The following is a 22,451-nucleotide window of genomic DNA, read 5'->3' on the forward strand; positions in this document are numbered from 1 at the left end:
GCCGTCCTTGGGCTATCAACCCGCTGCGCCCACTTCGTCGCGAGTGGGAATCGACGGCTGCGCACCCGCGCGAGTCACCGACAACGCCGCCGCGCGTTGCGCAAACCGGATCGCCGTATCGACGTTCTCGCCCTGCGCAAGCTGCGCCGCAAAGCCGCCGATAAACGTATCGCCCGCTGCAGTCGTATCGATGGCTTTCACCTTCGCCGCGTCGTATAGCGCGGCATGTCCGCCATCGAGCGCCGCGTAGACGCCGCGCGCGCCGAGCGTCACCAGCACGTTGCGAACACCGGCCGCCTGCAGCGCGGCAGCCGCTCTGGCTGCATCTTCGGGGGAATCGACCGGCAAACCGGTCAGCGTGGCGGCTTCCAGTTCGTTCGGAATCAGGTAATCGATCAGCGGCAGCCAGTCGGCAGGCAGCGGACCGGTGGCGGGCGCGGGGTTCAGAATCACCGTCTTGCCCAGACGCCGCGCTGCGGCCAGTGCTGCGCGCACCGTGTCGGGCGGGGTTTCGAGCTGGCAAATCACCACATCGGCGGACGCCAGCACGGCCTCGTGACGGCCGACCGTCTCCGGCGTGAGTTCACCATTGCTGCCCGCGACAATCACGATCGCGTTCTGGCTCGCATCGTCGACGACGATCAGCGCGACGCCGGTCGCTTCGCTGCCGGTTTCCACCGCCGAGCAGTCGATTCCTTCCGCCTCCAGACCCGCGCGCAATTGCGCACCGTTACCGTCCGCGCCGACGCAGCCGAGCATCGACACCTGCGCGCCGAGCCGCGCGGCCGCGACCGCCTGGTTGCCGCCCTTGCCGCCCGCGACCTGCGTGAACGTGCGGCCGGCGAGCGTCTCGCCGGGATGCGGCATACGCGGCGCACGCGCCACCAGATCCATGTTCAGACTGCCGACCACTGTCACGCGTGAGCGCGTTTCGTTACTTGCCACTGCTGTCTCCTTTCGTGCGTGCGGCAGGGTTATGCCGGTGCCAGGCCAGACTGGCTTCCGCGGACCCGTCCGGCGGCGAGAGCCGTGTGTCCGGATCGTTTCGCCGCCCTGCCGGCTGACTCGCTGACTCGCGATCCCGGCGGGTATTTACGATCGACCGCCGGTTAAGCAGTCAGGCCAACCGCCAGAAAACCGCACAAAAAACTGGCGCGCGTGGGGCGTTCAAGTCGCCATGCCACGCCACCCTTACCACCCTTACCACCCTTACCACCCTTACCACCCGGCTATCACCTCGAACCGACCTCAAATCTGCCTGAAATCCACCTTCAAGCCGCCAATCCGTGCTTCTCCGCTCCGGCCCACGTCGCCGTGGATTCACGCACGATCAGCCTCGGCGACACCACCCGACGACGCCCCGCCGCCCGCGTGCCGACCGGCAAACCGGCACCGCCTCGCGCGCTTCCCGCGATCCGCTCGATCAGCGTCTGCGCCGCCATGTCGCCCAACGCACGCACCGATTGCCCGACCGTCGACAACGCCGGATACGTAAAGCGCCCCAGTTCGATGTCGTCGAAACCGATGATCGAGCAATCGCGCGGCACGCTGATATTGCGCTCCGCCGCTGCGCGCAATGCGCCGATACCCATCATGTCGTTGCCCGCGAAAATCGCCGACGGCTTGACCGTATCGAATAGCTGCCCGGCCGCGCGATGCCCGCCCGTGCCCGAAAAATCGCTTTCGACGATCGCGTCAGGCGGAATCTCGATGCCGCGCTCGGTCATCGCGCGGATGAAGCCGTGCACGCGCATGGCGCTGACCGCCGTCGCGACCGGCCCCGTAATACAGCCGATCCGCACATGCCCGAGTTCGAGCAGATGACGCGTGGCGAGATACGCGCCCTTTTCATGGTCGATCTGCACCAGATCCGCGTTCAGCCCTTCGATGTTGCGGTCCACGATCACCAGCGGCTCGTGCGCGTCGGCGAGGGTCTGCGCGAGCACGGCGTCGTCGCCTGCGGACGCGACGATCAGCCCGTCGATGCGCTTTTCCTGCAGCACGCGCAAATAGTTACGCTGCTTGGCCGGATCGTCGTCGGAATTGCAGAAGAACACGCAGTAGCCATTGCGCGAACAGCCGTCCTCGATACCGCGCGCCAGTTCCGCGAAATACGGATTCGTGCTGTTCGGCACCACCAGCCCGATAGTCGCCGTCGCCCGCGCTTTCAGCGAGCGCGCCACCGCCGACGGCACATAGTGAAGCTGACGGATCGCGTGCTCGACCTTCGCGCGCACGTCGGCGGACACTGGCCGCGAGTTATTCACCACGTGCGATACCGTCGTGAACGACACCCCTGCCACGGCCGCTACATCCTTGATCGTCGCCATAACCTGTTGCTCTCCTGCCTGTTTTTCCCGCCGGTCGCGCCAACTGGCGACCCACCGGACGTTCTCATCGAAATCAGACCAACCCCGTTTGTATTTTTGCTGTACCGCCAGTCACGCTGCGACTGCTGCTGGTTCCGCCCCCGGTCCAGACCATTGCTGCTACACCTTCATCTGCTTTCTGCCACTTCATGTGCCACTCGCTTACAACTTCATTTCTCATCTGTTCGCGACTTCGTTTGCTGCTCCATTTGCCGCTCCATCGGCCGCTCCATTTGCCATTCCAGCCACTTCATCCGGCCAGTCTGGCAAATCCGGCAAATCCGGCAGCGTCACAGCCGCGCCACCCGCCGCCGCTGCGCCAGTCCGCTGCCGCCCCGCTTCGCATCACGCCCGCTTGCGCCGGCTCCGATACGTATCCAGCACCACGGCCACGACGATCACCGCACCGGTGATCATCCGTTTGGTCGGCTCGTTCGCGCCGATCTGCGCGAGCCCGGCTGCCAGCACCGAGATGATCAACACGCCGAAAAACGTGCTGATCACCGAACCGCGTCCGCCCATCAGGCTCGTGCCGCCGATCACCACCGCCGCGATCACCTGCAGCTCCATGCCGACGCCCGCGTTCGGGTCGGCCGCTTCCAGACGCGAAATCTGGAACAGCGCGGCGAGGCCTGCCATCGCGCCCATCAGCGCGAACACGATCACCTTGTAAGGCCGCGGATTGACGCCCGCGAGCCGCACCGCTTCCTCGTTCGTGCCGATGCCGACCAGATAACGACCGAACACCGTGCGCGTGAGCACAAGTTGCGCGATCACCATCACCGCGACCGCGATCAGGAACGCCGGCGAAATGCCGAGCGCGATCGGGTTCGACAGGATGTCGAACGCGTCGCCGATATAGGCGGTGCGCGAATTCGTCATCTGGTAGGCCAGCCCGCGTGCCGCTTCGAGCACGCCGAGCGACACGATGAACGACGGAATCCGCCAGCCCACCGTCACCGCGCCGGTGATCGTGCCGGTCAGCGCGGCGGCCGCCATACCGAGCAGCGCCGACGGGATCGGCCCCCAGCCCCACTTGAGCGCCGCCACGCTGACCACCGACGCCCCCAGCGCCAGCACCGACCCCACCGACAGATCGATCCCCGCGATGATCAGCACGAAGGTCATCCCCACCGACATCACCACCAGATCCGGAATCTGATTGGCGATCGTGCTGAACGTGTCGTAAGTCAGAAAGTGCGAACTCAGCAGCGAGAACAGCACGATCATCGCCAGCAACGCGCCGGCCAGACCCAGGTAGTTCGAAAAGCCGAGCCGCGTGCCGGCCGGTTTGCCGCTCGCGAGCGGCGCCGACGGATCGGCCGGCGGCGTGACGTTGCCGCCCGCGCCGGCGTTTGCGCCTGCTGCGCCCTGCTTGCCGCCCGATGTTTCCCGCAACGATTGATCGGTCATCACAGACTCCCTGCTTCAGTGGTATCGGGGGCGTGCAGCATCGCCTCGCGGCTGCGGTAACCGGCAAATGCAGCCGCCAGCAACGCATCCTGCGACCAGCTATCACGCTCGAACACGCCCGTCATGCTTCCCGCGGACATCACGCCGATCCGGTCGCAGATCAGCATCAGCTCACGCAGGTCGCTCGACACCACGACGAGCGCGCGCCCTTCCCGGGCCAGCGCGCCCATCAAGCCATAAATATCGAACTTCGCGCCGACGTCGATACCGCGCGTCGGTTCGTCAAATAACAGCACGCGGCAATCGCGCGCCAGCCAGCGGCCGATCACGACCTTCTGCTGGTTGCCGCCCGACAGCTCGCCGACAATCTGCCCAGGTCCCGAACTGCGGATCCGCATCGCGTCGATCTGCTTCTGCGCGAGCGCGTTTTCGCGTTTCGCGTCGACCACGCCATGCCGCGCGACGCTGCCGATATTGCCAAGCGACACGTTGGCCGCGATCGGTTGCGGCAGCAGCAGGCCTTCGCCTTTGCGGTCTTCGGTGATCAGCGCGATGCCCGCGCGCACCGCGTCCGACGGCGACGCGATCTCCACCGGTGCTGGCGTCGCGCCCGGCGTCGCGGCCAGCGCTACCGTGCCGCTGTCCTTCTGATCGGCGCCGTAAATCAGCCGCATCAGCTCGGTTCGGCCCGCGCCGATCAGCCCGCTGATGCCGAAAATCTCACCCGCCCGCACCTCGAACGACACGTCGCGCACCACCTTGCCGCGCGCGAGCCGGTCCACCTTCAACAGCGTCGCGCCGATGTTGCGCACGCCCAGATCGATCCGCTCGCCGAGTTCGCGGCCGACCATCCACGTGACGATCTCGTCGCTGGTCAGGTTCGCCATCGCGTCGACGTGCACGAGGCGGCCGTCGCGCAACACCGCGACCTGCTCGGCGACCCGCGCCAGCTCTTCGAGCCGGTGCGAGATATAGACCAGCGCGACGCCGCGCGACTTCAGCCGGTCGATCTGTTCGAACAGCAGATCGACCTCGCGCGCGGTCAGCATCGCGGTCGGTTCGTCGAGGATCAGCACGCGGCAGTCGTCGATCAGATTGCGCGCGATCTCCACCATCTGCTGATGACCGATCCCGAGTTCGCCCACCAGCGTGTCGGGGTCGATGGCGTCGAGGCCGACTTGCGCCATCGCCTGACGCGCGTCCTCGCGCAGCTTGCGACGGTCGATCCAGCCAAAGCTGAATGCGCCCGCACGCGGCAGCCGGTTCAGGAACAGATTCTCGGCCACCGACAAGGTCGGCAGCAGATTCAGCTCCTGCATCACCATCCGCACGCCGAGCGCTTCGGCCTGTGTCCGGCTGGCCGGTGCGTAAGGCGCGCCGCCCAGTTGCATCGTGCCGGCGGTCGGATCGACCAGCCCGCCGATGATTTTGGACAGCGTGCTCTTGCCCGCGCCGTTCTCGCCGGTCAGCGCCAATACTTCACCGGCTCGCAGCGACAGCGAAACGTCGGCGAGCACCGGTTCGGCATAGGTCTTACCGATGCCGCTGACGGACAGTACAACGGGTGACGCGTTGTGGTCGGTTGAATCCATCGCGATCCTGTTTCCATGGCGGGCGGCGTGGCCTCATACGCGGTGACGCAAATGAGGTCGCGGCCGGCCGTCACGAGTCATGTCGGCTCAATACGCGCGGTTCGCGAGTCCTAAGGTTCGCGCACCATCCGTTGCCCAGCCGCCGTCATGACGCTTACCACTGAAATTAACGGCGGCACTGCGGGTTTCTTGAGCGCTTATTGAGCGTTTATTGAATAGTGCGGATTCGCACGCTGAAGCCGGAGTTTTGCCGGCGTCGGAGGGTCCGGTTGCGGTGCAGCGGGAACCCGCGACGGCTCCGGTTTCGGTGCGATTCCGTGAGCCCGGCGCCGGATACCGGACGCGTGGTCCCGGCATCCGGCCCGGTGCTGCGCCGGCGACGCTTACTTCGTCACCAGGCTGACCGGCGTTTCCACCACGCCCGACAGCTCCGACTGCTTCTTGTGCTCGCTGAGCGCCTTCAGCGCGGTGTCGATTCCGAACACGGCCTGCTTGGCCGCGTATTGATCGGCGGTGGCGAGCACGCGGCCGTCCTTCAGCATCGGCTTGATCGCGTTGATGTTGTCGTAGCCGACCACCAGCACCTTGCCCTGCTTGCCCGCCGCACGCACGGCGGAGACCGCGCCGATCGCCATGTTGTCGTTACCGGCGAGCAGCGCCTTCAGGTTCGGGTACTCGTTGAGCATGGCAGCGGCCACCGTATTGCCCTTGTCGATTTCCCACTCGCCCGACTGCACCGACACGACCTTCGCGCCGACCGTCTGCATCGCCGCCTTGAAGCCCGCGGTACGCTGCTGTGCGTTGGTCGTGGTCGATACGCCTTCGATGATGCCGACCTCGTCGCCCGACTTCAGACGCTTGGCCAGGTAATCGCCGACCATCTGCGCGCCCTTCGCGTTATCCGGTCCGACGAACGGCACGTTCAGGTCTTTCGACTTGAGCACGTCCTGATCGAGCCGGTTGTCGATATTCACGACGATGATGCCCGCATCGACCGCCTTCTTGACGACCGGCGCAAGCGCCTTCGAATCGGCCGGTGCGAGCACGATGGCGTCGACCTTCGACACGATCATCTGCTCGACGATACGGATCTGGTTCGCCGTGTCGGTCTCGTCCTTGATGCCGTTGGTGATCAGGTCGAAATGGCTGGAATTGTGGGCCTGATAATCCTTCGCGCCGGTTTCCATGGTCAGGAAAAATTCGTTGGCGAGGGACTTCATGACCAGCGCGACCTTGGGCTTGTGAGCGGGAGCGCTCTGCGCGTAGGCGGCTGAAAACGGCAAGGCGGCGGTGGCGGTAGCGAGGACGGCAGCTGCAAGAATGCGGCGGCGCATGCGATGACCGTTGCAATGACTCATTGCGTATCTCCAGGTTTCTAGGCTCGAAGCCGAGCCGTATTTTTAGTGGCGCGCAAACGTTTGCGAGGCCTATTCTCAGCGCAGTCCCTTCGAAATGTCAACGATTCGCGGTGTTGCAGTGCATCGGCGCGCAGGATGTGCGGCGGTGCTATGCGGTCGGTAGACTCAGCCCGATTCGCCGGATAGGCGCGTCGGCAGGCAGCGTGTGACAAGGGTCCCTCGCTCGGTCCGTGCGTGGCAGGGTTGCCGCCGGCTGCAAGACAGGCAGCCGGCGGGCCGCTTATGCTGGCCTTTTATTGCGCGCGGTGCAAGCGGGGACAACGCGGAGCGATGGGGACTTTGGAGGGGGTTGTTGGCCCGCTGTCAGACGGGCTTGAGGTTGGCGTTTGTGGCCGGTTTGTGGCCGGCGCTTGGCCGGTGCTCGGCGGGTGCTCGGCCGATTGCGATACCTGCCGTGAAACCGGCCCCGAGCCCTACAGCCAGCCGGCCTTGCGAAAGCGCCGGTACAGGAAAATGTCGACCGACAGCATCACCAGCAGGCAGATCTCATAGCCAAACTTGAAATGCAACTCAGGGATGCTTTCGAAGTTCATCCCGTAGATGCCGGCGATCATGGTCGGCACCGCGAACAGCGCCGCGAACGAGCCGAGCCGCTTGGTCACCTCGTTCTCGGCCAGCGAGATCATGCCCAGGTTGACCTGCACCGCCGTGACGACGATTTCGCGCCGGCCTTCGATCGTTCTGACGATTCTCTCCAGATGGTCGTAGACGTCGCGAAAGTACGCCTGCATGCCCGAGCAGACGCTCGGAATGCGACCGCCCGTCAGCTTGCTGACGGCTTCCTGCAACGGTCCGATGTGATGCTGCAGGATCACCAGACGGCGTTTCAACGAATACAGATCCTGCACGATCGCGCGCGACGCCGCCGAATCGTTGCGGTCGAAAATGCGGTCTTCAAGATTTTCGATCTCGGTGCTCATCGCCTCGATGATCGGAAAATAGCGGTCGACCACGTCGTCCATCAGCGCGTACAGCACGAACGCCGAACCTTCCTTCAGCAGATGCGGTTCGCGCTCGCACCGCGCACGGACATTCTGAAAGCCGATTTTCGTCCCGCGCCGCACCGACAACACATAGTTGCTACCCACAAACACATCGACTTCGCCGATCAGCAGTTCGCCCTCTTCGTCCATCTCGACCGTGTGCATCACGGTGAAAAGCGAGTCGCCGTATTCCTCGATCTTGGGACGCTGGTGACCGTTCTGCGCGTCTTCGATCGCGAGTTCGTGCAGGCCGAACTCCTTTTTCATCACGGCCAGTTCGCCCGGGCCCGGGTCTTTCAGCGCGACCCACACGAAGCACTCGGGCCGCGCCACGTAGTCGCTGATGCTATCGATGTCGATATCTGCCAGCTTCCGGCCGTCCTGATAGGCGGCGCAATTGATCAGCATGTTCGGATTACCTTGAAAAGCTAAAACAGACCGGCCGGCATTGCCTGAAGCGTAAGCCTGGCGCAAGGTCCGCGTTGACGGATAAACGGTAGCCGCCATGTTAGCGGCTACGCGCAAACGTCACGTATCCAATTGTTAATCGCTGCGGACTGCGGGGCTTAGTCGCGGTAGAGCATTCCGCGCGCCTGAACGGCGCCGGCCTACAACCTCATTGAGCAACCCGGTTCAGCAGAATGCGATGATCGTCGTTGAACGTGATCGATGCGCGGTTCGTGTAACGCGGATCAGCCGTCACCATAAACTTCAACTCGACCACCGGATCGAACTGCGTCGACACGCCGATCCGGTGCACGCCGGGGCTGAGGTAGAAGACGACGTGCTCACCGTTCATCACATCGGTAACCCGCTCGCCGTCGATATAAACCAGCGCGTCGCGAAACCGCACGATGACGTCGCGCGAACGTTCCCGTCTTACATCCACGGCCACGAGTCCTGGCGCCGGTTGCGTGTAGCCCTGCTGCACGATGCGCGCCGACGGCACCGGCTTGAACGGCACGGGCTCGGCCGGTGTCGAAGCACAACCGCCGAGCGCCGCGACGGTGAGCATGGCAAACGCGATCATCACGACAGACGCGGCCTTGCAGTGGCAACCGATGCGCATTGGCATGCTGTCTCTCCCGTGTTGTTAATTGTGGTCGTTGTTCTTCGAACTTCGATGCCGCGCGCGATAGGTGACGCGAGATCGACGCGTGCCCTGCTGCCTGCCATCCCGACTGCTGAGTGTCGCCCTTCCCCATTGCATGATAGCAACGCGCAGCCGTTGCACCAGCCTGGCCGAACGGCCAATCCGACGCCTCTTGCATGGCGTCGCGATCTTGTTCATGATCGCTGCAAAGGACTGCGACGTGGGCGCTCGGGCGCTGCGGATTTACCCTCGGTTGCGTCGCAGGTCAGGGTTGCCAACCCGCATGCGTCATACGGGTTCGTCCGTGTCGGCAGACCCGCGATCAAGGAGACGGCTATGTGGTATTTCACCTGGATTCTGGGCGTCGGCGTGGCGTTGGCCTTCGGCGTCATCAACGTGATGTGGCTGGAGGCGAACGGCAAGTTCGCGCGCGACCCTCTACCCGGCGACCCGCCAGCCGCGCCATCCGGGGACAAATCTGCGTGATCGGCGTGACGCATCTGGTTTTTTTCTGCGGCCACGCGGGCACGGGCAAGACGACTCTCGCCAGAAAACTGCTCGCCCCGCTGATGCAGGCAAGCGCTACGCCCTGCTGCCTGCTCGACAGGGACACGCTCTACGGCGGCTACAGCGCCGCCGCGATGGCCATGCTGACCGGCGACCCGAACGACCGCGACAGCCCACTTTTCCTGCAGCATCTGCGCGATCCCGAATATCGCGGCCTGATCGATACCGCGTGCGACAACCTTCGACTCGGCGTGAGCGCAATGGTGGTTGCGCCGTTATCGCGCGAAATACGCGAGCGCCGTCTGTTTGATCGCGCATGGCTCGGAATTGGCGACGAAGTGAAACTGCGGGTCGTGTGGGTTCATACGACCGAAGAGACGGCGCGGCAGCGGATCATCGAGCGCGCAGATCCGAACGATGCATACAAACTCGCGCATTGGGACGAGTACCGACAACGCCGCTTCGTGCCCAGCGGCGACATGTGCGACGACCTGCTGATGTTCGACAACACCGCGCCAGTGCAGGCGGATTATGAAACGTTGCTGAAGCGTATCGTCGGCGAATCGTGGACGACTGGCGGGAGGTTGCCGCCGTTGCCCGTGTAGCAACCTCTGCCTGACAAAGCCAAAAAAACTACGCCCTGAACATCAGGACACATGTTCAGGGCGCGACTCACTCAAGCGGCATGTCTGTGATGCTCTACCATGGCCTGGTTTCTCCATTCGCCGCATATGGCCAGAGCATAAGCAGCGATGATTCGCCGAGTCGTCCGGCAAACGGCTCCGGTTTCCAGAAACCTTTTCCACCAGAACCCGGCGTCACACCACCGCCAGCGTCTCCAAAGACTTTCCTTCATACAACTGCCCAAACCGGTTCGCCAGAAAGTCGCGCAGCGGCACCTGTTCCTGACGCACAAAACCGCTTTGCGGCAGCTTCTTCTCGCGGAACAGATCGAGCACTGCGCACATCGCGCCTGCCGTCGTAATCTGGATCGCGCTCATCGGCACGCCGCACACGGTCTTCGCGAAAATCTTGCGGGTGAACACTTCCTGCACCAGTTGCCCATCGCGCATGCCGCTCACGGTGATGAACACCAGCACGACATCCTGCGCGGTCGACGGCACCGAGCGGCGCATGATGTTCTTCAATGTGTCGCGGTCGCTCGAAAGACGCAGGTCTTCAAGCAGGAATTGCATCAGATCGCGGTGGCCCGGATAACGCACCGACTTGTAATCGAGCGATTCGACGCGCCCGGCCAGCGTCTCGCACAACGTGCCCAGGCCACCGGAGGTATTGAACGCCTCGTACTCGGTGCCGTCGAGCGAAAAATGTTCGAGGCCTTCGAGCGGCTGCACCCACTGCGTGCGGCTGTCGCGGATCGCCTCGCACGGCTGACAGTATTCGTTGATCAGACCGTCGACGCTCCACGTCAGGTTGTACTTCAGCGCGTTGGTCGGAAACTCGGGCAACGCACCGACGCGCATTTTCACGTCGCGAATCTCGGTGAAACGGTTCGCCAGTTCGTGCGCGGCAATACCGATGAAACCCGGCGCAAGACCGCACTGCGGCATGAACGCATGCTCGGCGTCGTCGGCGATCGCGCGGATCGCGTGGGTCGCGCGCACATCCTCGGTCAGGTCGAAGTAATGGACGCCCGCGCCTTTGGCCGCTGCGGCCACGTTTACCGCGAGGTAATACGGCAATGCGTTCACCAGCGTGTCGAAACCCTGAATCGCGGCGCGCAGCGCGGCAGCGTCGGCGGAATCGACCCGGCGAGTCGGAATACCCTGGGCGGCGAGTTTGTCGAGCGCGTGCTGATCGCGGTCGAATGCGACGACGTCGTAATCGCCGGTTTCGCGCAACATATGAGCGATGGTGTGACCAATCAGCCCTGCACCAACGATGGCTACTTTCATGCGCGTCTCCTTGTTATCCGTATGCCGTCTTGAACTCCACAGCGACAGTTTAGGAAGAAGCAAAAACAGTTCATACACGCAAAATGCTGCGTTATGACCATGAACTTCGACGTTCCGACCAACTTTTCAATCAATATGTCGAAAAGTTATAAAAATCGCGTAAACGCGGCCCCGCTTCAAACCGTCCCGCGATCGATCTTGCGCGCCAGAATGATCGACGTCGTGGTCCGCTCGACGCCTTCCAGACCGCCGATCTGATCGAGCAGATCGTTCAGGCGTTCGGGCGAATCGGCGCGCAACCACGCGACGTAATCGAACTCGCCGCTCACCGCGCAGAGCAACTGCACCTCGGGCATCTTGCCCAGCCGCTTCTGCACCGCCGCACCATATTTCGGCGCGATGATGATGCCGACATAAGCGACGATGCTCGAATCGAGCACGTCCTGCCCGAGCCGCACGCTATATCCGGCGATCACGTTGCTGCGCTCCAGCCGCGCGATTCTCGCGATAACCGTGGTGCGCGCCACGTCGAGTTGGCGCGCGAGACTGGCGACGCTTTCGCGGGCGTTGGCTTGCAACAGTGCAACGAGATTACGGTCGAGGTCGTCGAGTTGGTCGAGGCGCGGTGGTCGCATTGAGGGTTTCGAAGTGGGCCGGTAATGCGGACGATTATCGCGCGTCTTCGCCACGAAAAGCGGGGTTAGCTGCGCTCTCTCGCATGCTCATCGCGAACTCACACGCCGAACCGGTCGATCACGAAATCGATGAAGCTGGTGAGCTTGGGTGTCGCGCGGCGATCGCGTGGATAGATCAGATGCACCGGGGCGCCGTCGGGTAGAAAATCGTCCAGCACCGGCACCAGTTCGCCGCTCGCAATCTCGCGCGCGAGCAACGCCTCCGGCTGCAACACGAGGCCGAAACCACGCAACGCGGCAACCTTCAGCGCCTGCCCGTTATTCGCACGAAAACGGCCCGCACGCAGCGGGTTTTCGTCGACGGTATCGCCATCGAGACGCCATAAGCCTTCGCGTCCCCAATGCAGGAAACCCAGGCATTCGTGCTGCACGAGATCGGCGGGCGTGCGCGGCGTGCCATGCTTCGCCAGATACGCTGGCGACGCGCATGCGCGCATCCGGTAAGGCTTCAACGGCCGCGCGACAAAACCCGAATCCGCCAGATGACCGATGCGTACGGCCGCGTCGAAGCCTTCTTCAACGAGATCGACCACGCGGTTCGACAGATCGAGTTCCAGCGTGATATCCGGCCATGCGTTCAGATAATCGGTCACGGCGGGCGCGAACACTTCGACGCCGTAAGTCAGCGGCGCGGTCACCTTGAGCACGCCGCGCGGTGCGGCGGCCATCGCTTCGGCCAGCGACTCGGCGTCTTTCACATCGGCGAGGATACGTCTGCATTGTTCGTAATACTGCCGACCAATCTCCGTCAGACTTTGCCGACGTGTAGTGCGTGTCAGCAGCCGCGTCGCCAGCCGCGTTTCGAGCGCGCGGATATGCTTGCCTACCATCGCCGACGAAATGTGAAAGCGCTCGGCGGCCGCGGTCAGGCTGCCTTCGTCGACCACCGCGACGAAAATTTCCATGCTGACGAATTTATCCACCCGCTATTTCCTTTCGTTTCGGTTGTAAGCGTTTGTCGCACAACAGCCGCATTACCCAGATATCGTGTTACAAATAGCGGCGACGGAAACAGGCGGCAGCCAATCGTTGCGCGTTATCGACGCAATGTGACGCGCGACGGAACGCTCGCCGCACGCCCTGTCCCAATTCGAATAGACATCAGGAGTTTCGATGAAAAAAGCACTGGTTATGCTGGCCACCGCAGTCGCCATGAGCGGCGCGTTCGCACAAACTCCCGCGCCGGCTTCGGCACCGGTGAGCGCCTCGGCTCCGGCCGGCAAGGCAGGTCACGAACGCAATGTCGAAGACCGCATCGCCTATCTGCATTCGCAACTGAAGATTACCTCGGCGCAGGAATCGCAATGGAACACGTTCGCCGACGTGATGCGCGGCAACGGCGAGACGATGGGCCAACTGTTCGAACAGCGCAAGTCGGCCGGCAAGCTGTCCGCCGTCGACGACATGAAGCAATACGCGCAGATCGCGCAAGCGCATGCCGACGGCATGAAGAAGCTGGTCGATGCTTTCGATCCGCTGTATAGCAGCTTCTCGCCGGAGCAGAAAAAGCTCGCCGACGCGACGTTCCATCAGCCGGGCGGCGAAGGTGGCCGTCATCATCATGGCAAGGGTAAGGGCGGTAAAGCAGCCGCTGCCCCGGCTAGCGACGCAGCTGTGAAGCCGTAAGCGCTTAAAGGTTTTGTTCGTGCGCGGCGCAAGGTTTGCGCTGCGCACGCGGATCTTTTGCGAAGGGCGCTGGTTCGGGATGGTTCACAGCATCCGCAACGCCCTTCGCAAAAGAAGCCAAAAGAAGCTGATTTTTCCGATGCATCTGGCATCATGCGGGTAGACGGCTTTGGGACGTGAAGTCCCGTGAGAAAATCCCTTGTTTTAAAGCCCCCAGGAACGACATCGCGGCATAAGCCAGCACGCTGTCTTTCCCCTTTCCGCACCAGTCTGCCTCTACTTCTACCGCTTCATGACCGAACTGAAAAATCTCGACCTGACTCAGGACGCCCACGCACTTCGCGTCGTCAAGGACGAAACGGTCGCCGTCGAATTCGCTGCAAGCGAAGGCGAATTGATGAGCCTCGAAGGCCCGAACCGCTACGTGCGCGGTGACGCGCTGATCACCGGTTCGACCGGCGACCGCTGGGTCGTTTCGCGCGAGCGCTTCGACGCTAAATACCTCCCCGCCGACGCAGCCCTCGCGCACGGCGAAGCCGGCGCGTACCGCAACCGCCCTGCGGTCGTGCTGGCCAGACAGATGAACGAAGCGTTTTCGCTCGCGCGGTCCGCCAGCGGTGGCGACGTGCTGCGCGGCGTCGCAGGCGACTGGGTGATGCAATACGCGCCGGGCGACTACGGCGTAGTCCAGGCCGCGCGCTTCGCGAAGGTCTACCGGCGCGCGGACTGACTCCCGGTCACCGCGCTCAGGCGATTAGCGGCCCCCTTCAGGCGAACTCATCGCCGAGATCCACGATGACGTCGCGCGGCACCGCCTCACCTTTCGCATACTGCTCTTCGAGCGAGCCCAGGCTCGCTTCGACATACGCGCGCAACACCGCGAAACTACGGCCCCGCAACCGCGCCGGCAACGCGAAATAACGCGCCAGCGCCGCCGGTGTGATCGCTACGGTCATCACGATGCGGCGTGCGGTCGAGCCGAAGCGCATCGCCACCCAGTGAATCGTCAGCGTCGGCGTACCGTCTTCGGCGGCGCTCTGGATGAACTGCGTCTGCTCCGGGAACAGATCGCTGATCACACGCGCCAGTTCCTCGAACTCGGGATTCGCGCAGTCGTATTGGTAAGCTTCCATGAGGTCTGCCGAAAGATCGGCCTTAAGAGGCTGAAAGAGCTTAAAAAGCTACAGGAAAAAGTCGGCCGATTGTAGGCAAAGGCCGACGTTTTAGCGAGCTATCCGCAGAGCGTGCGAATACCGTCGGGCAATCACGGACGTGCAGCCGCTGCAGGACGTTTGAAAGTCCTGAAAAGCAACCCGGCGACCACGAGCGCAGCCACCGCATAAATGGCGTCAACGGCAGCGAGCGGCACGAGTTGCGCCTGGAACAGCGCGGCGGGTGCGTCCACCAGCGCGTGCAGAACAATCGCCAGCGGCAGGATGCCGCGCCAACCCGCGCGCAACCCGCGCCACATCAGCACCGACAATCCGATCTGGAACACCAGCGCCGCCACGCGTTCGAGCGCGAAAATGCCCGCCGTCTGCGGCGTCAGGCTGGCGAGGATCAGGTGAATACGCATCAGCGAATCGGTCGGCAGATTGCTCAGGTAGCCGTCCAGTTCACCCCGGTTCTCGAAGATCGCAAACAGAACCCACTGAACCTGCACCAGCACGCCGACCAGCCACGCTTCCGCGCCGCCATGGCCGAGGCCGTAGGTCAGCGCGGTGCCGTCGTCGGTGCGCGCGGCCGTCGCGGGCGACTTCGCTGCCGCACGTTTCAGGATCAGCCACATGCCGATAAAGCGCCCCACTTCCTCGCAGACGCCTGCGACCAGCGCGCCGTAAATCACGAACGCCAGCGGGTTCGACAGGAACGTCGCGGTCGCCTCGTTGCGATGCAGGACGTAGTCGTTCAGCGCGCGCTCGATCACCATCGCGAACAGCGCGAACACGGCGATACCGGTAATGGCGTCGCGCGGATTGAGCGCGAGCGGACGGCGCGCACGCCGGTAAATCATGAAAGGTAACGCGGCCACGAAAAGCGTCGCGACGGCGAGGCTCGACAGGGTAATCGGTGCAACAACCATGAGTTTCCTTGCGATGACCGGCGCGCACCCGCTGCGCGCCGCAGCCCGCATGATCGCAGATCAGCGCGAAGTTGACGCGCGAACGATCAGCTCGCCCGGCAGAAGACAGTCCCGCACCGTTGTCTGAACGCCTTCGATGCGCTCGTGCAGAAACTCGACCGCGCGATAGCCGATCTCGTAGGTCGGCTGGCGGATCGTGGTGATGCCGGTGAGTTCGGCCCAGTCGGGGTCGTCGATGGAGAGAAGCGCGACGCGCGTTTGCCAGTCGGGGCCGTAACGCGATTTCAGATGCAGCGCGAGACACAGCGCAACCGGCGCGTTGGCTGCGAACAGGGCGATGCGGTGGGCGGTTGACGCGTCCTTGCCCCTCTTGCCGTCCGCAGCCGAATCGATCGCGCGATCCAGTTCGGCAAGACCGCGCGCCGTCTCGTCCGTATCGGCCAGATCCAGCACCAGCGTATGTCCCCGCGCGCGGCCTTGAGCGCCCATCGCATCGCGAAACGACGTCTGCCGCAAATGCCGCGAACTGACCTGCTCGAACGGCTGCACGACAAACCAGATGTCGTCGAAGCCTTGTTCCAGCAGATGCTGCACGCCCAACTGCGCCGCCGCGCCGTTGTCGAGACCGACCATGTCGGCAGTCAGTCCTTCGACCTGACGGTCCACCATCACCGCCGGAATGCCGCTGCCGCCCACGGGACGCAACGTCTCCTCGCTCACGCCGAGCGCGTTGACGATCACCCCTTCCACCCGGTACGTGGTCAGCAGTTGCAGATAACGCCGCTCCATTTCCACTTCGTTGGCCGCGTGGCAGATCAGCGGCATCAGGCCGAGCGCGTGACAGGCCGCCTCGACGCCCTGCAGCACCTCGACCGTGTACGGGTTGGTCAGATCGGCGAGCAGCATGCCGATCAGCCGGTTGCGGCCGCGCTTCAGGCCGCGCGCCATCTGGTTCGGCTGATAGTTCAGCCGCGCGATGGCCGCCTCGATGCGCGCGCGCAATTCCGGCGACATCACGCTCATCTCGCCGTTCAGATAGCGCGAAATACTGGTCTTGCCCGTGCCGGCCTCGCGCGCGACGTCGGTAATCGTCGCGCGGCGCGGCGCGCTCTGCTGCGGCGTGCTCATCGTGCAGTCACTCCTTCGCTGGCAGTCCGGCTCACTGGCTCAGCACGTCGCGATTGACGATGTTCGTCTTCAACGTGCCGTCGAGCGCGGCGACCAGGTTTTCGGCCGCGTTGAGCGCCATCGCGTGACGGGTTTCGTGAGTCGCCGAACCGATGTGCGGCAACGCGACCACGTTCGGCAGCTTCAGCAACGGCGAATCGGCGGGCAGCGGTTCGGTATCGAAAACGTCGAGGCCCGCGCCGTGAATCGTGCCGTTTTGCAACGCTTCGATCAGCGCCGCTTCGTCGACGGTCGCGCCGCGCGATGCATTGATCAGGATCGCGCTCGTCTTCATCGCCTTGAATTCGGCCGCGCCGATCATGTGGCGCGTTTCGGCGGTGAGCGGCACTTGCAGGCACACGAAGTCGGAAGTGGCGAGCAACTCCGCCAGCTCCACGCGCTTCGCGCCATAGGCCGCTTCGGCTTGCGGATTCGGGCTGCGGTTCGTGTACTGCACCTTCATATTGAAGCCGAGCGCCGCGCGCCGAGCAACCGCGCCGCCGATCCGTCCCATTCCGACGATACCGAGCGTCTTGCCCTGCACGTCGACACCAAACTGCGCCGGACCGACGCTCTCGCGCCAGTCACCCGCCTTGACCCAGTCGGCCAGTTCGACGACCCGGCGGGCCGACGCGAGGATCAGCGCGAACACGGTGTCGGCGGTCGATTCGGTCAGCACGTCCGGCGTATGCGCGAGCACGATGCCGCGCCGCGTGAGATCGGCGACGTCGAACTGGTCGAAGCCGACCGAGATGGTCGACAGCGCCTTCAGGCGGCTGGCGCCTTCGATCATCGCCGGCGTGATTTTCACGCTGGCGCCAATCGCACCGTCCGCGTCGCGCAATGCGGCGACGAACGCATCATGCTGCGAGGCATCGACCTCGACGACTTCCGCGTGCTGTTGCAGATACGCGAGCACATCTGCGGGCAACGACTTGTAGGCGACGATCTTCTTCATGAGCTTATTTTCCTTGCAACGGTGTAGCGAGCGTGGGCTTCTGGGTCAGCGGCTGGGGCTTGACGGTCAGCGTCAGGATTACCGCGGCGATCAGCGCCACGCTCATGAATGCATACGATGCCGACGGCGATCCGGTCGCGCCGTTCAGATAGCCGACCACATACGAGCCGACAAACGAACCGAGCGCGCCCATGCTGTTGATCAGCGCCATCGCGCCGCCCGCGACGTTCTTCGGCAGCAGTTCCGGGACGATCGCGAAGAACGGGCCGTACGGCGCGTACATCGCGCCGCCCGCGATCACCAGCAGAACATACGAGAGCCAGAAATGCGTGGAGCCGAGCGCATACGACGCCGCGAAAGCAATGGCGCCGACCAGCAGGAACGGCCACACGAACACTTTGCGGCGGTTGAGTTTATCCGATGCCCACGAAGCTGCAAGCATCGCAATCGTCGCAGCGAGGTAAGGCAGCGCCGACAGCCAGCCGGTTTCGACCATGCCGAGCGACGAACCATTCTTCAGAATGGACGGCAGCCACAGCACGAAACCATACACGCCGATGCTCCAGCAGAAATACTGCGCACATAGCCGGATCACGGCGGGCGTGCGGAACGCCTCGCCGTAATTGCGCACCGGCTTGATCGCGGCCTGCTCGGCGCGCAACGTCCGTTCGAGGTCGTCCTTCTGTTGCTGCGTGAGCCACGACACCTGCTGCGGCTTGTCCTTCACGATGAACCACCAGCACACCGCCCAGATGATCGCGGGCGCGCCCTCGGCAATGAACATGTGACGCCAGCCGAACGAATGCACCAGATAGCCGGACACGACCGACATCCACAGCACAGTCACCGGATTGCCGAGAATCAGAAACGTGTTGGCGCGCGAGCGCTCGCTTCTGGTGAACCAGTTGCTGATGAAGATCAGCATCGCGGGCATCACGGCGGCTTCGACGACGCCGAGCACGAAGCGGATCACCATCAACGACGGAATGTTGTCGACCATGCCGGTCAGCGCCGCACAGCCGCCCCACAGGATCAGGCTCCAGAACACGAGCTTCTTGACGCTGCGGCGTTCCGCGTAGATCGCGCCGGGAATCTGGAAGAAGAAATAGCCGAGAAAGAACAACGCACCGATCAGCGACGCCAGCCCTTTGCTGATGCCCAGATCCTGGTTGATGCCAGCCGCCGACGCGAAGCCGAAGTTCGCCCGGTCCAGATAAGCGAGGCTGTACGTGATGAAGACGATCGGCATGATCGTCCACCAGCGGCGAACCGCAAGCGATGAAGTGACGGGGGTCTGCATGTGAGTCTCCTGTTACTGCGTACTGTGTTACGTCTCTCTACGGCATTTCCGGCGTCTACGGCGTCCCGGATTGGTGACGGGCGGTCGTGGGCGCCGTATCCGTATGTCTGTGCGTTGTTGCTGTGTTCGAAGTCACACGACGCCGGCCGTACTCGACACCCGTGCGCTCGTGCCGACAGGCGGCACGTCGGCCAGTTCGAGCGCGTCGAGTTCCGCGCGGCCCGGCAGGCCTTCTGAATCGCCGATCACCTGAATCGCCAGCGCGCCGATCCGGTTGCCGCGCGCCACCGCTTGCGGCAGCGTTTTGCCTTCCAGCAACGCGCTGACCACGCCGACCGCGAAGCCGTCGCCCGCGCCGACCGTGTCGACGACGTTCGCGACGGGCTGCCCGGCGATGGTGCCGGCATCATCGGCGGTACGGTAATACGCGCCCTGCGCGCCTAGCTTGATGATGACGCCGCGCGCGCCCCGCTCCAGATAGAAACGGGCGATATCTTCGGGTTGCGTATAGCCGGTCAGGATCTCGCCCTCGCCGATACCGGGCAGCACCCAGTCGGCCAGTGCCGCGAGCGCGTTCAGACCTTCGACCATCGCGGCGCGCGACGGCCAGAGCGTCGGGCGCAGGTTCGGGTCGAACGAAATCGTCTTGCCCGCCGCGCGCATTTCGCGGGCGAGATGGAACGCGAGTTCGCGCGAACTGGCCGAAATCGCGGGCGCGACGCCCGTCAGATGCAGGTGACGCGCGGGCAGCACGTAATCGCCCACATAGTCGTCCAGCGACAGATGACTCGCCGCCGATCCTTTACGGAAATATTCGATCGCGGGATCGCTGCCGTCGTCGTTCTTCGATTTCAGCTGGAAGGCGGTCGGATAGCGATCGTCGGTGCTCACGCAGCGCTGGTCGATACCCTCTTTCGTCAACGTGTCGCGCACAAACTGGCCGAACGAATCGTTGCCGACGCGGCTCATCCAGCCGACCTTGAAGCCGAGCCGGGACAGCCCGATCGCGACATTCAGATCGGCGCCCGCCACGCGCTTCGTGAATTGGCCGACTTCGGCGAGCGGGCCGGTTTCGGCGGCCACGAACATGGCCATTGCTTCGCCGTAGGTGATGACGTCGAGTGCTGCGTGTGAGGTGGTGGTCATGCTTTGCTCCTGCTTGCTGCTATGCGCTGTGTGTCTGGGTGGTTCTATTGCTGTGCGATGCCGTGAGCGCGTTTCAGGTGCGGTGGTTAAAGCCACCCTCGCCTGAACCGGCACGTTCATGCCGCATGACTTTGCGTCGCCCGCGTTGTGTTTCTCGCGCTGTGCTTTTTGTGTTTTATTTCCGCGGCATGTTGTCGTCTTGTTGTCGTCTATTGCCGCGCTCTCAGGTTCTTCAAGCCACTCGCGCCCACTTAAGCTTTGCCTAACCACTCGACGTAATGCGCGGCATCCGCATCGATCCGGCTTGTGTCGAACGGAAACTCGATGCCGCGCGGCACGTCGCGCGGCAAGCGCTCGAGCACGGCGGCGAAGTTTGCATCGTCGGCAGCCGGGGCCGCGGGAAAACGCCGCGCGCCTTCGCCAACCGTCGTCTTGCAATGGATATAGTCGACGTGCGCCGCCAGCAGACCGGCTGCGTCGAGCGGCGCGACATCGCGCCATGCCCAGTTGCCGATATCGAACGTCATGCCGAGCACATCGGCGAAACCTTCACGCGACAGCGCGTCGAACAGGCCGGTGAATTGCGCCAGCGAGCCGCCTTCTTCCAGTTGCCCGTTTTCGACGACAAGCCGAAGATTCGCGCGCTGCACTCGCTGCATCTGCTCAGCAATCGCCGCGCCGTACGCATCGCGGACGAAGCCGCCCAGTTGCAGCTTGACGAAGTGCGCGCCGAGCGCCGTGGCTTCGTCCAGCGCGAGATGCAACGCGGCGCTGTCGAGTTGTCCATCGGATGTGTACAGCGAAGCCGGCGTGGAAAACACCGACCACAAGCCCAGTTCGGCGATCGATTCGCCGAGCGCCTGCAACCGCTGCGGCTTAGCGTCGGATTCATCGGCGAACAGCTCGCGACGCACTTCGAAACCCGCCGCACCGGCCCGTCGGCTCGCCTGCGCCCACTTCAGATGGCCGCCCGTGCGCACCGCGTCCATCCCGAACGCGCTTGCAACGATCACCACGTCTACTGCTTCAGCCATGTCGAATTTACCTGGTCCTGTCTTGCCGCACGCAATTGGAACCGGTTCCAATTGCGCTTTGAAAAAAAGCGCCGAGGCGCTTGCAATGCCCAGATAGTGGCCAGGGTAAGGGCCATGCACCATAGTGGAAATCCCCAGGCGTCGCGGGCACGCGGGCTTTTTCTTTAGCTGCCGTCCGCGAGACACAGCGTCAGAAACTGCTCGACGACCCGGGCGGGCGCGCTCGCGTGCGGCACGAGAATCGACAACCGGCGAGTCAGCGGCTCAGGGCTGAGCGAGAACAGACGCAACGAGCCATTCTCGTGCCGCATCGACATGGCCGACACGAAACCGATGCCCATACCCGCGCGCACCGCCTCCTTCACGCCTTCGACCCCGGCGATTTCCAGCGCGACGCGCATTGGCACGCCCGCTCGAGCGAAGGCCCGCTCGACGATCTGCCGCACACCTGACCCCGCCTCCCGCACCACCAGCGGATGCGCGCCGAGCACCGCCAGTTCGACGCGGCCCCGGTCGTCTCCCGAAACGTCCTGCACCAACGGATGGGAGCGCGGCATGATCGCCACGATCTCGTCCTCGCGCCACGCGTGCACGGCGGTATCGGGCGGCAGATCGGCGCCGACCGGCCCTTCGATCATCGCGATATCCACCGAACCGAGCGCGCCGACGATCTCGGCCGTATTGCCGTCGGCGGTATGCACGCTCACATCCGGGTGCCGCCGATGAAAATCCGCGATCAGATAAGGCAGCAGGTAACTCGCGGGCGTCGTGCTCGCGCCGATCCGCAGCGTGCCCTGCTCCAGCCCGCGCAACGCGTCGCGATAAGCATGCGCCTGCCGCCACGTGTCGCGCAGCCGCGTGGCATAGCTCGCGAGTTGCTCGCCAGCGGGGGTCAGACGTATGCCGCGCCCGTCGCGCTGATACAGCGGCTCGCCGAATTCGTCCTGCAATTGCCGCAGTTGGCCTGATACCGCCGGTTGCGACAAATGAAGCGCCACCGCCGCACGGCTGATGTTCAGATGCTCAGCGACCGAGGCGAACGTTATAAGTTGATCGGGGGTCATGACGAGACAAATATCAGATTAGCCGATACTTTACATCCTAAATCACGATTTTTCATATCGATATATCTAAATTAGGATTAGGCCATC

Annotated in this window: 22 protein-coding genes; 4 read left to right on the forward strand and 18 right to left on the reverse strand. The window is 63.7% G+C overall.

The genetic code is table 11. The annotated features are described in order from the left end of the window. Window positions 1-15 precede the first annotated feature (15 nt). The 7 genes from rbsK to BLS41_RS09995 form a co-directional block, all read right to left on the reverse strand. A complete protein-coding gene (gene rbsK, locus BLS41_RS09965) occupies window positions 16-945 on the reverse strand; it encodes a ribokinase (RefSeq protein WP_074764153.1) in 930 nt (309 codons plus the stop codon). 326 nt (window positions 946-1,271) lie between these two features. Next, window positions 1,272-2,330 (reverse strand): LacI family DNA-binding transcriptional regulator, encoded by a 1,059-nt coding sequence (locus BLS41_RS09970; RefSeq protein WP_074764154.1) that lies wholly within the window; start codon window positions 2,328-2,330, stop codon window positions 1,272-1,274. A gap of 384 nt (window positions 2,331-2,714) precedes the next feature. Next, a complete protein-coding gene (locus BLS41_RS09975) occupies window positions 2,715-3,782 on the reverse strand; it encodes an ABC transporter permease (protein WP_074764155.1) in 1,068 nt (355 codons plus the stop codon). Next, entirely contained in the window at window positions 3,782-5,374 is a 1,593-nt protein-coding gene (locus tag BLS41_RS09980) for a sugar ABC transporter ATP-binding protein (RefSeq protein WP_074764156.1), read from the reverse strand. Before BLS41_RS09980 ends, BLS41_RS09975 begins: the two co-directional genes overlap by 1 nt. Window positions 5,375-5,757: 383 nt before the next feature. After that, entirely contained in the window at window positions 5,758-6,732 is a 975-nt protein-coding gene (locus tag BLS41_RS09985; RefSeq protein ID WP_074764157.1) for a sugar ABC transporter substrate-binding protein, read from the reverse strand. 473 nt (window positions 6,733-7,205) lie between these two features. After that, entirely contained in the window at window positions 7,206-8,183 is a 978-nt protein-coding gene (corA, locus tag BLS41_RS09990; protein ID WP_074764158.1) for a magnesium/cobalt transporter CorA, read from the reverse strand. A 208-nt stretch (window positions 8,184-8,391) separates the two neighbouring features. Then, window positions 8,392-8,850, reverse strand: a complete 459-nt coding sequence (locus BLS41_RS09995; protein WP_074764159.1) for a hypothetical protein — start codon at window positions 8,848-8,850, stop codon at window positions 8,392-8,394. A gap of 354 nt (window positions 8,851-9,204) precedes the next feature. Between BLS41_RS09995 and cydX the strand changes: the two genes are divergently transcribed. Together cydX and BLS41_RS10005 are read left to right on the forward strand one after the other, a co-directional pair. Next, window positions 9,205-9,354, forward strand: coding sequence for a cytochrome bd-I oxidase subunit CydX (gene cydX / locus BLS41_RS10000; RefSeq protein WP_074764160.1), 150 nt, complete (start codon window positions 9,205-9,207; stop codon window positions 9,352-9,354). A gap of 5 nt (window positions 9,355-9,359) precedes the next feature. Then, the gene (locus BLS41_RS10005) at window positions 9,360-9,980 is read left to right on the forward strand and encodes a P-loop nucleotide/nucleoside kinase family protein (protein WP_074766442.1); all 621 of its coding nucleotides are present in this window, start codon (window positions 9,360-9,362) and stop codon (window positions 9,978-9,980) included. Window positions 9,981-10,193: 213 nt separating this feature from the next. Here BLS41_RS10005 and BLS41_RS10010 read toward each other — a convergent pair whose 3' ends face one another. The 3 genes from BLS41_RS10010 to BLS41_RS10020 form a co-directional block, all read right to left on the reverse strand. Continuing rightward, entirely contained in the window at window positions 10,194-11,291 is a 1,098-nt protein-coding gene (locus BLS41_RS10010) for a saccharopine dehydrogenase family protein (RefSeq protein WP_074764161.1), read from the reverse strand. A gap of 176 nt (window positions 11,292-11,467) precedes the next feature. Next, the gene (locus BLS41_RS10015; protein ID WP_074764162.1) at window positions 11,468-11,926 is read right to left on the reverse strand and encodes an Lrp/AsnC family transcriptional regulator; all 459 of its coding nucleotides are present in this window, start codon (window positions 11,924-11,926) and stop codon (window positions 11,468-11,470) included. Window positions 11,927-12,024: 98 nt separating this feature from the next. Next, on the reverse strand, window positions 12,025-12,909 hold the full coding sequence (locus BLS41_RS10020; protein WP_074764163.1) for a LysR family transcriptional regulator: 885 nt from the start codon (window positions 12,907-12,909) through the stop codon (window positions 12,025-12,027). Between the two features lie 190 nt (window positions 12,910-13,099). Between BLS41_RS10020 and BLS41_RS10025 the strand changes: the two genes are divergently transcribed. Together BLS41_RS10025 and BLS41_RS10030 are read left to right on the forward strand one after the other, a co-directional pair. Beyond that, complete coding sequence (locus BLS41_RS10025) at window positions 13,100-13,612, forward strand: Spy/CpxP family protein refolding chaperone (protein ID WP_074764164.1); 513 nt, start codon at window positions 13,100-13,102, stop codon at window positions 13,610-13,612. A gap of 292 nt (window positions 13,613-13,904) precedes the next feature. After that, window positions 13,905-14,342 (forward strand): PGDYG domain-containing protein, encoded by a 438-nt coding sequence (locus tag BLS41_RS10030; RefSeq protein WP_074764165.1) that lies wholly within the window; start codon window positions 13,905-13,907, stop codon window positions 14,340-14,342. A 37-nt stretch (window positions 14,343-14,379) separates the two neighbouring features. Here the strand turns inward: BLS41_RS10030 and BLS41_RS10035 are convergent, their stop codons facing one another. From BLS41_RS10035 to BLS41_RS10070, 8 genes are all read right to left on the reverse strand, one after another. Further along, window positions 14,380-14,745 (reverse strand): DUF3022 domain-containing protein, encoded by a 366-nt coding sequence (locus BLS41_RS10035; protein ID WP_074764166.1) that lies wholly within the window; start codon window positions 14,743-14,745, stop codon window positions 14,380-14,382. 131 nt (window positions 14,746-14,876) lie between these two features. Further along, window positions 14,877-15,695, reverse strand: coding sequence for a YhfC family intramembrane metalloprotease (locus BLS41_RS10040; RefSeq protein ID WP_074764167.1), 819 nt, complete (start codon window positions 15,693-15,695; stop codon window positions 14,877-14,879). A gap of 60 nt (window positions 15,696-15,755) precedes the next feature. Then, window positions 15,756-16,823, reverse strand: a complete 1,068-nt coding sequence (locus BLS41_RS10045; protein WP_074764168.1) for a LacI family DNA-binding transcriptional regulator — start codon at window positions 16,821-16,823, stop codon at window positions 15,756-15,758. 31 nt (window positions 16,824-16,854) lie between these two features. Continuing rightward, complete coding sequence (locus tag BLS41_RS10050; RefSeq protein WP_074764169.1) at window positions 16,855-17,820, reverse strand: 2-hydroxyacid dehydrogenase; 966 nt, start codon at window positions 17,818-17,820, stop codon at window positions 16,855-16,857. 4 nt (window positions 17,821-17,824) lie between these two features. Next, complete coding sequence (locus BLS41_RS10055) at window positions 17,825-19,120, reverse strand: MFS transporter (RefSeq protein ID WP_074764170.1); 1,296 nt, start codon at window positions 19,118-19,120, stop codon at window positions 17,825-17,827. A 132-nt stretch (window positions 19,121-19,252) separates the two neighbouring features. Beyond that, entirely contained in the window at window positions 19,253-20,266 is a 1,014-nt protein-coding gene (locus tag BLS41_RS10060) for a sugar kinase (protein ID WP_074764171.1), read from the reverse strand. Between the two features lie 251 nt (window positions 20,267-20,517). Then, the gene (locus BLS41_RS10065; RefSeq protein WP_074766444.1) at window positions 20,518-21,300 is read right to left on the reverse strand and encodes a sugar phosphate isomerase/epimerase family protein; all 783 of its coding nucleotides are present in this window, start codon (window positions 21,298-21,300) and stop codon (window positions 20,518-20,520) included. A 164-nt stretch (window positions 21,301-21,464) separates the two neighbouring features. Further along, complete coding sequence (locus tag BLS41_RS10070; protein ID WP_074764172.1) at window positions 21,465-22,364, reverse strand: LysR family transcriptional regulator; 900 nt, start codon at window positions 22,362-22,364, stop codon at window positions 21,465-21,467. Window positions 22,365-22,451 lie beyond the last annotated feature (87 nt).

This window comes from Paraburkholderia fungorum, from assembly GCF_900099835.1.
GTDB lineage: Bacteria > Pseudomonadota > Gammaproteobacteria > Burkholderiales > Burkholderiaceae > Paraburkholderia > Paraburkholderia fungorum_A.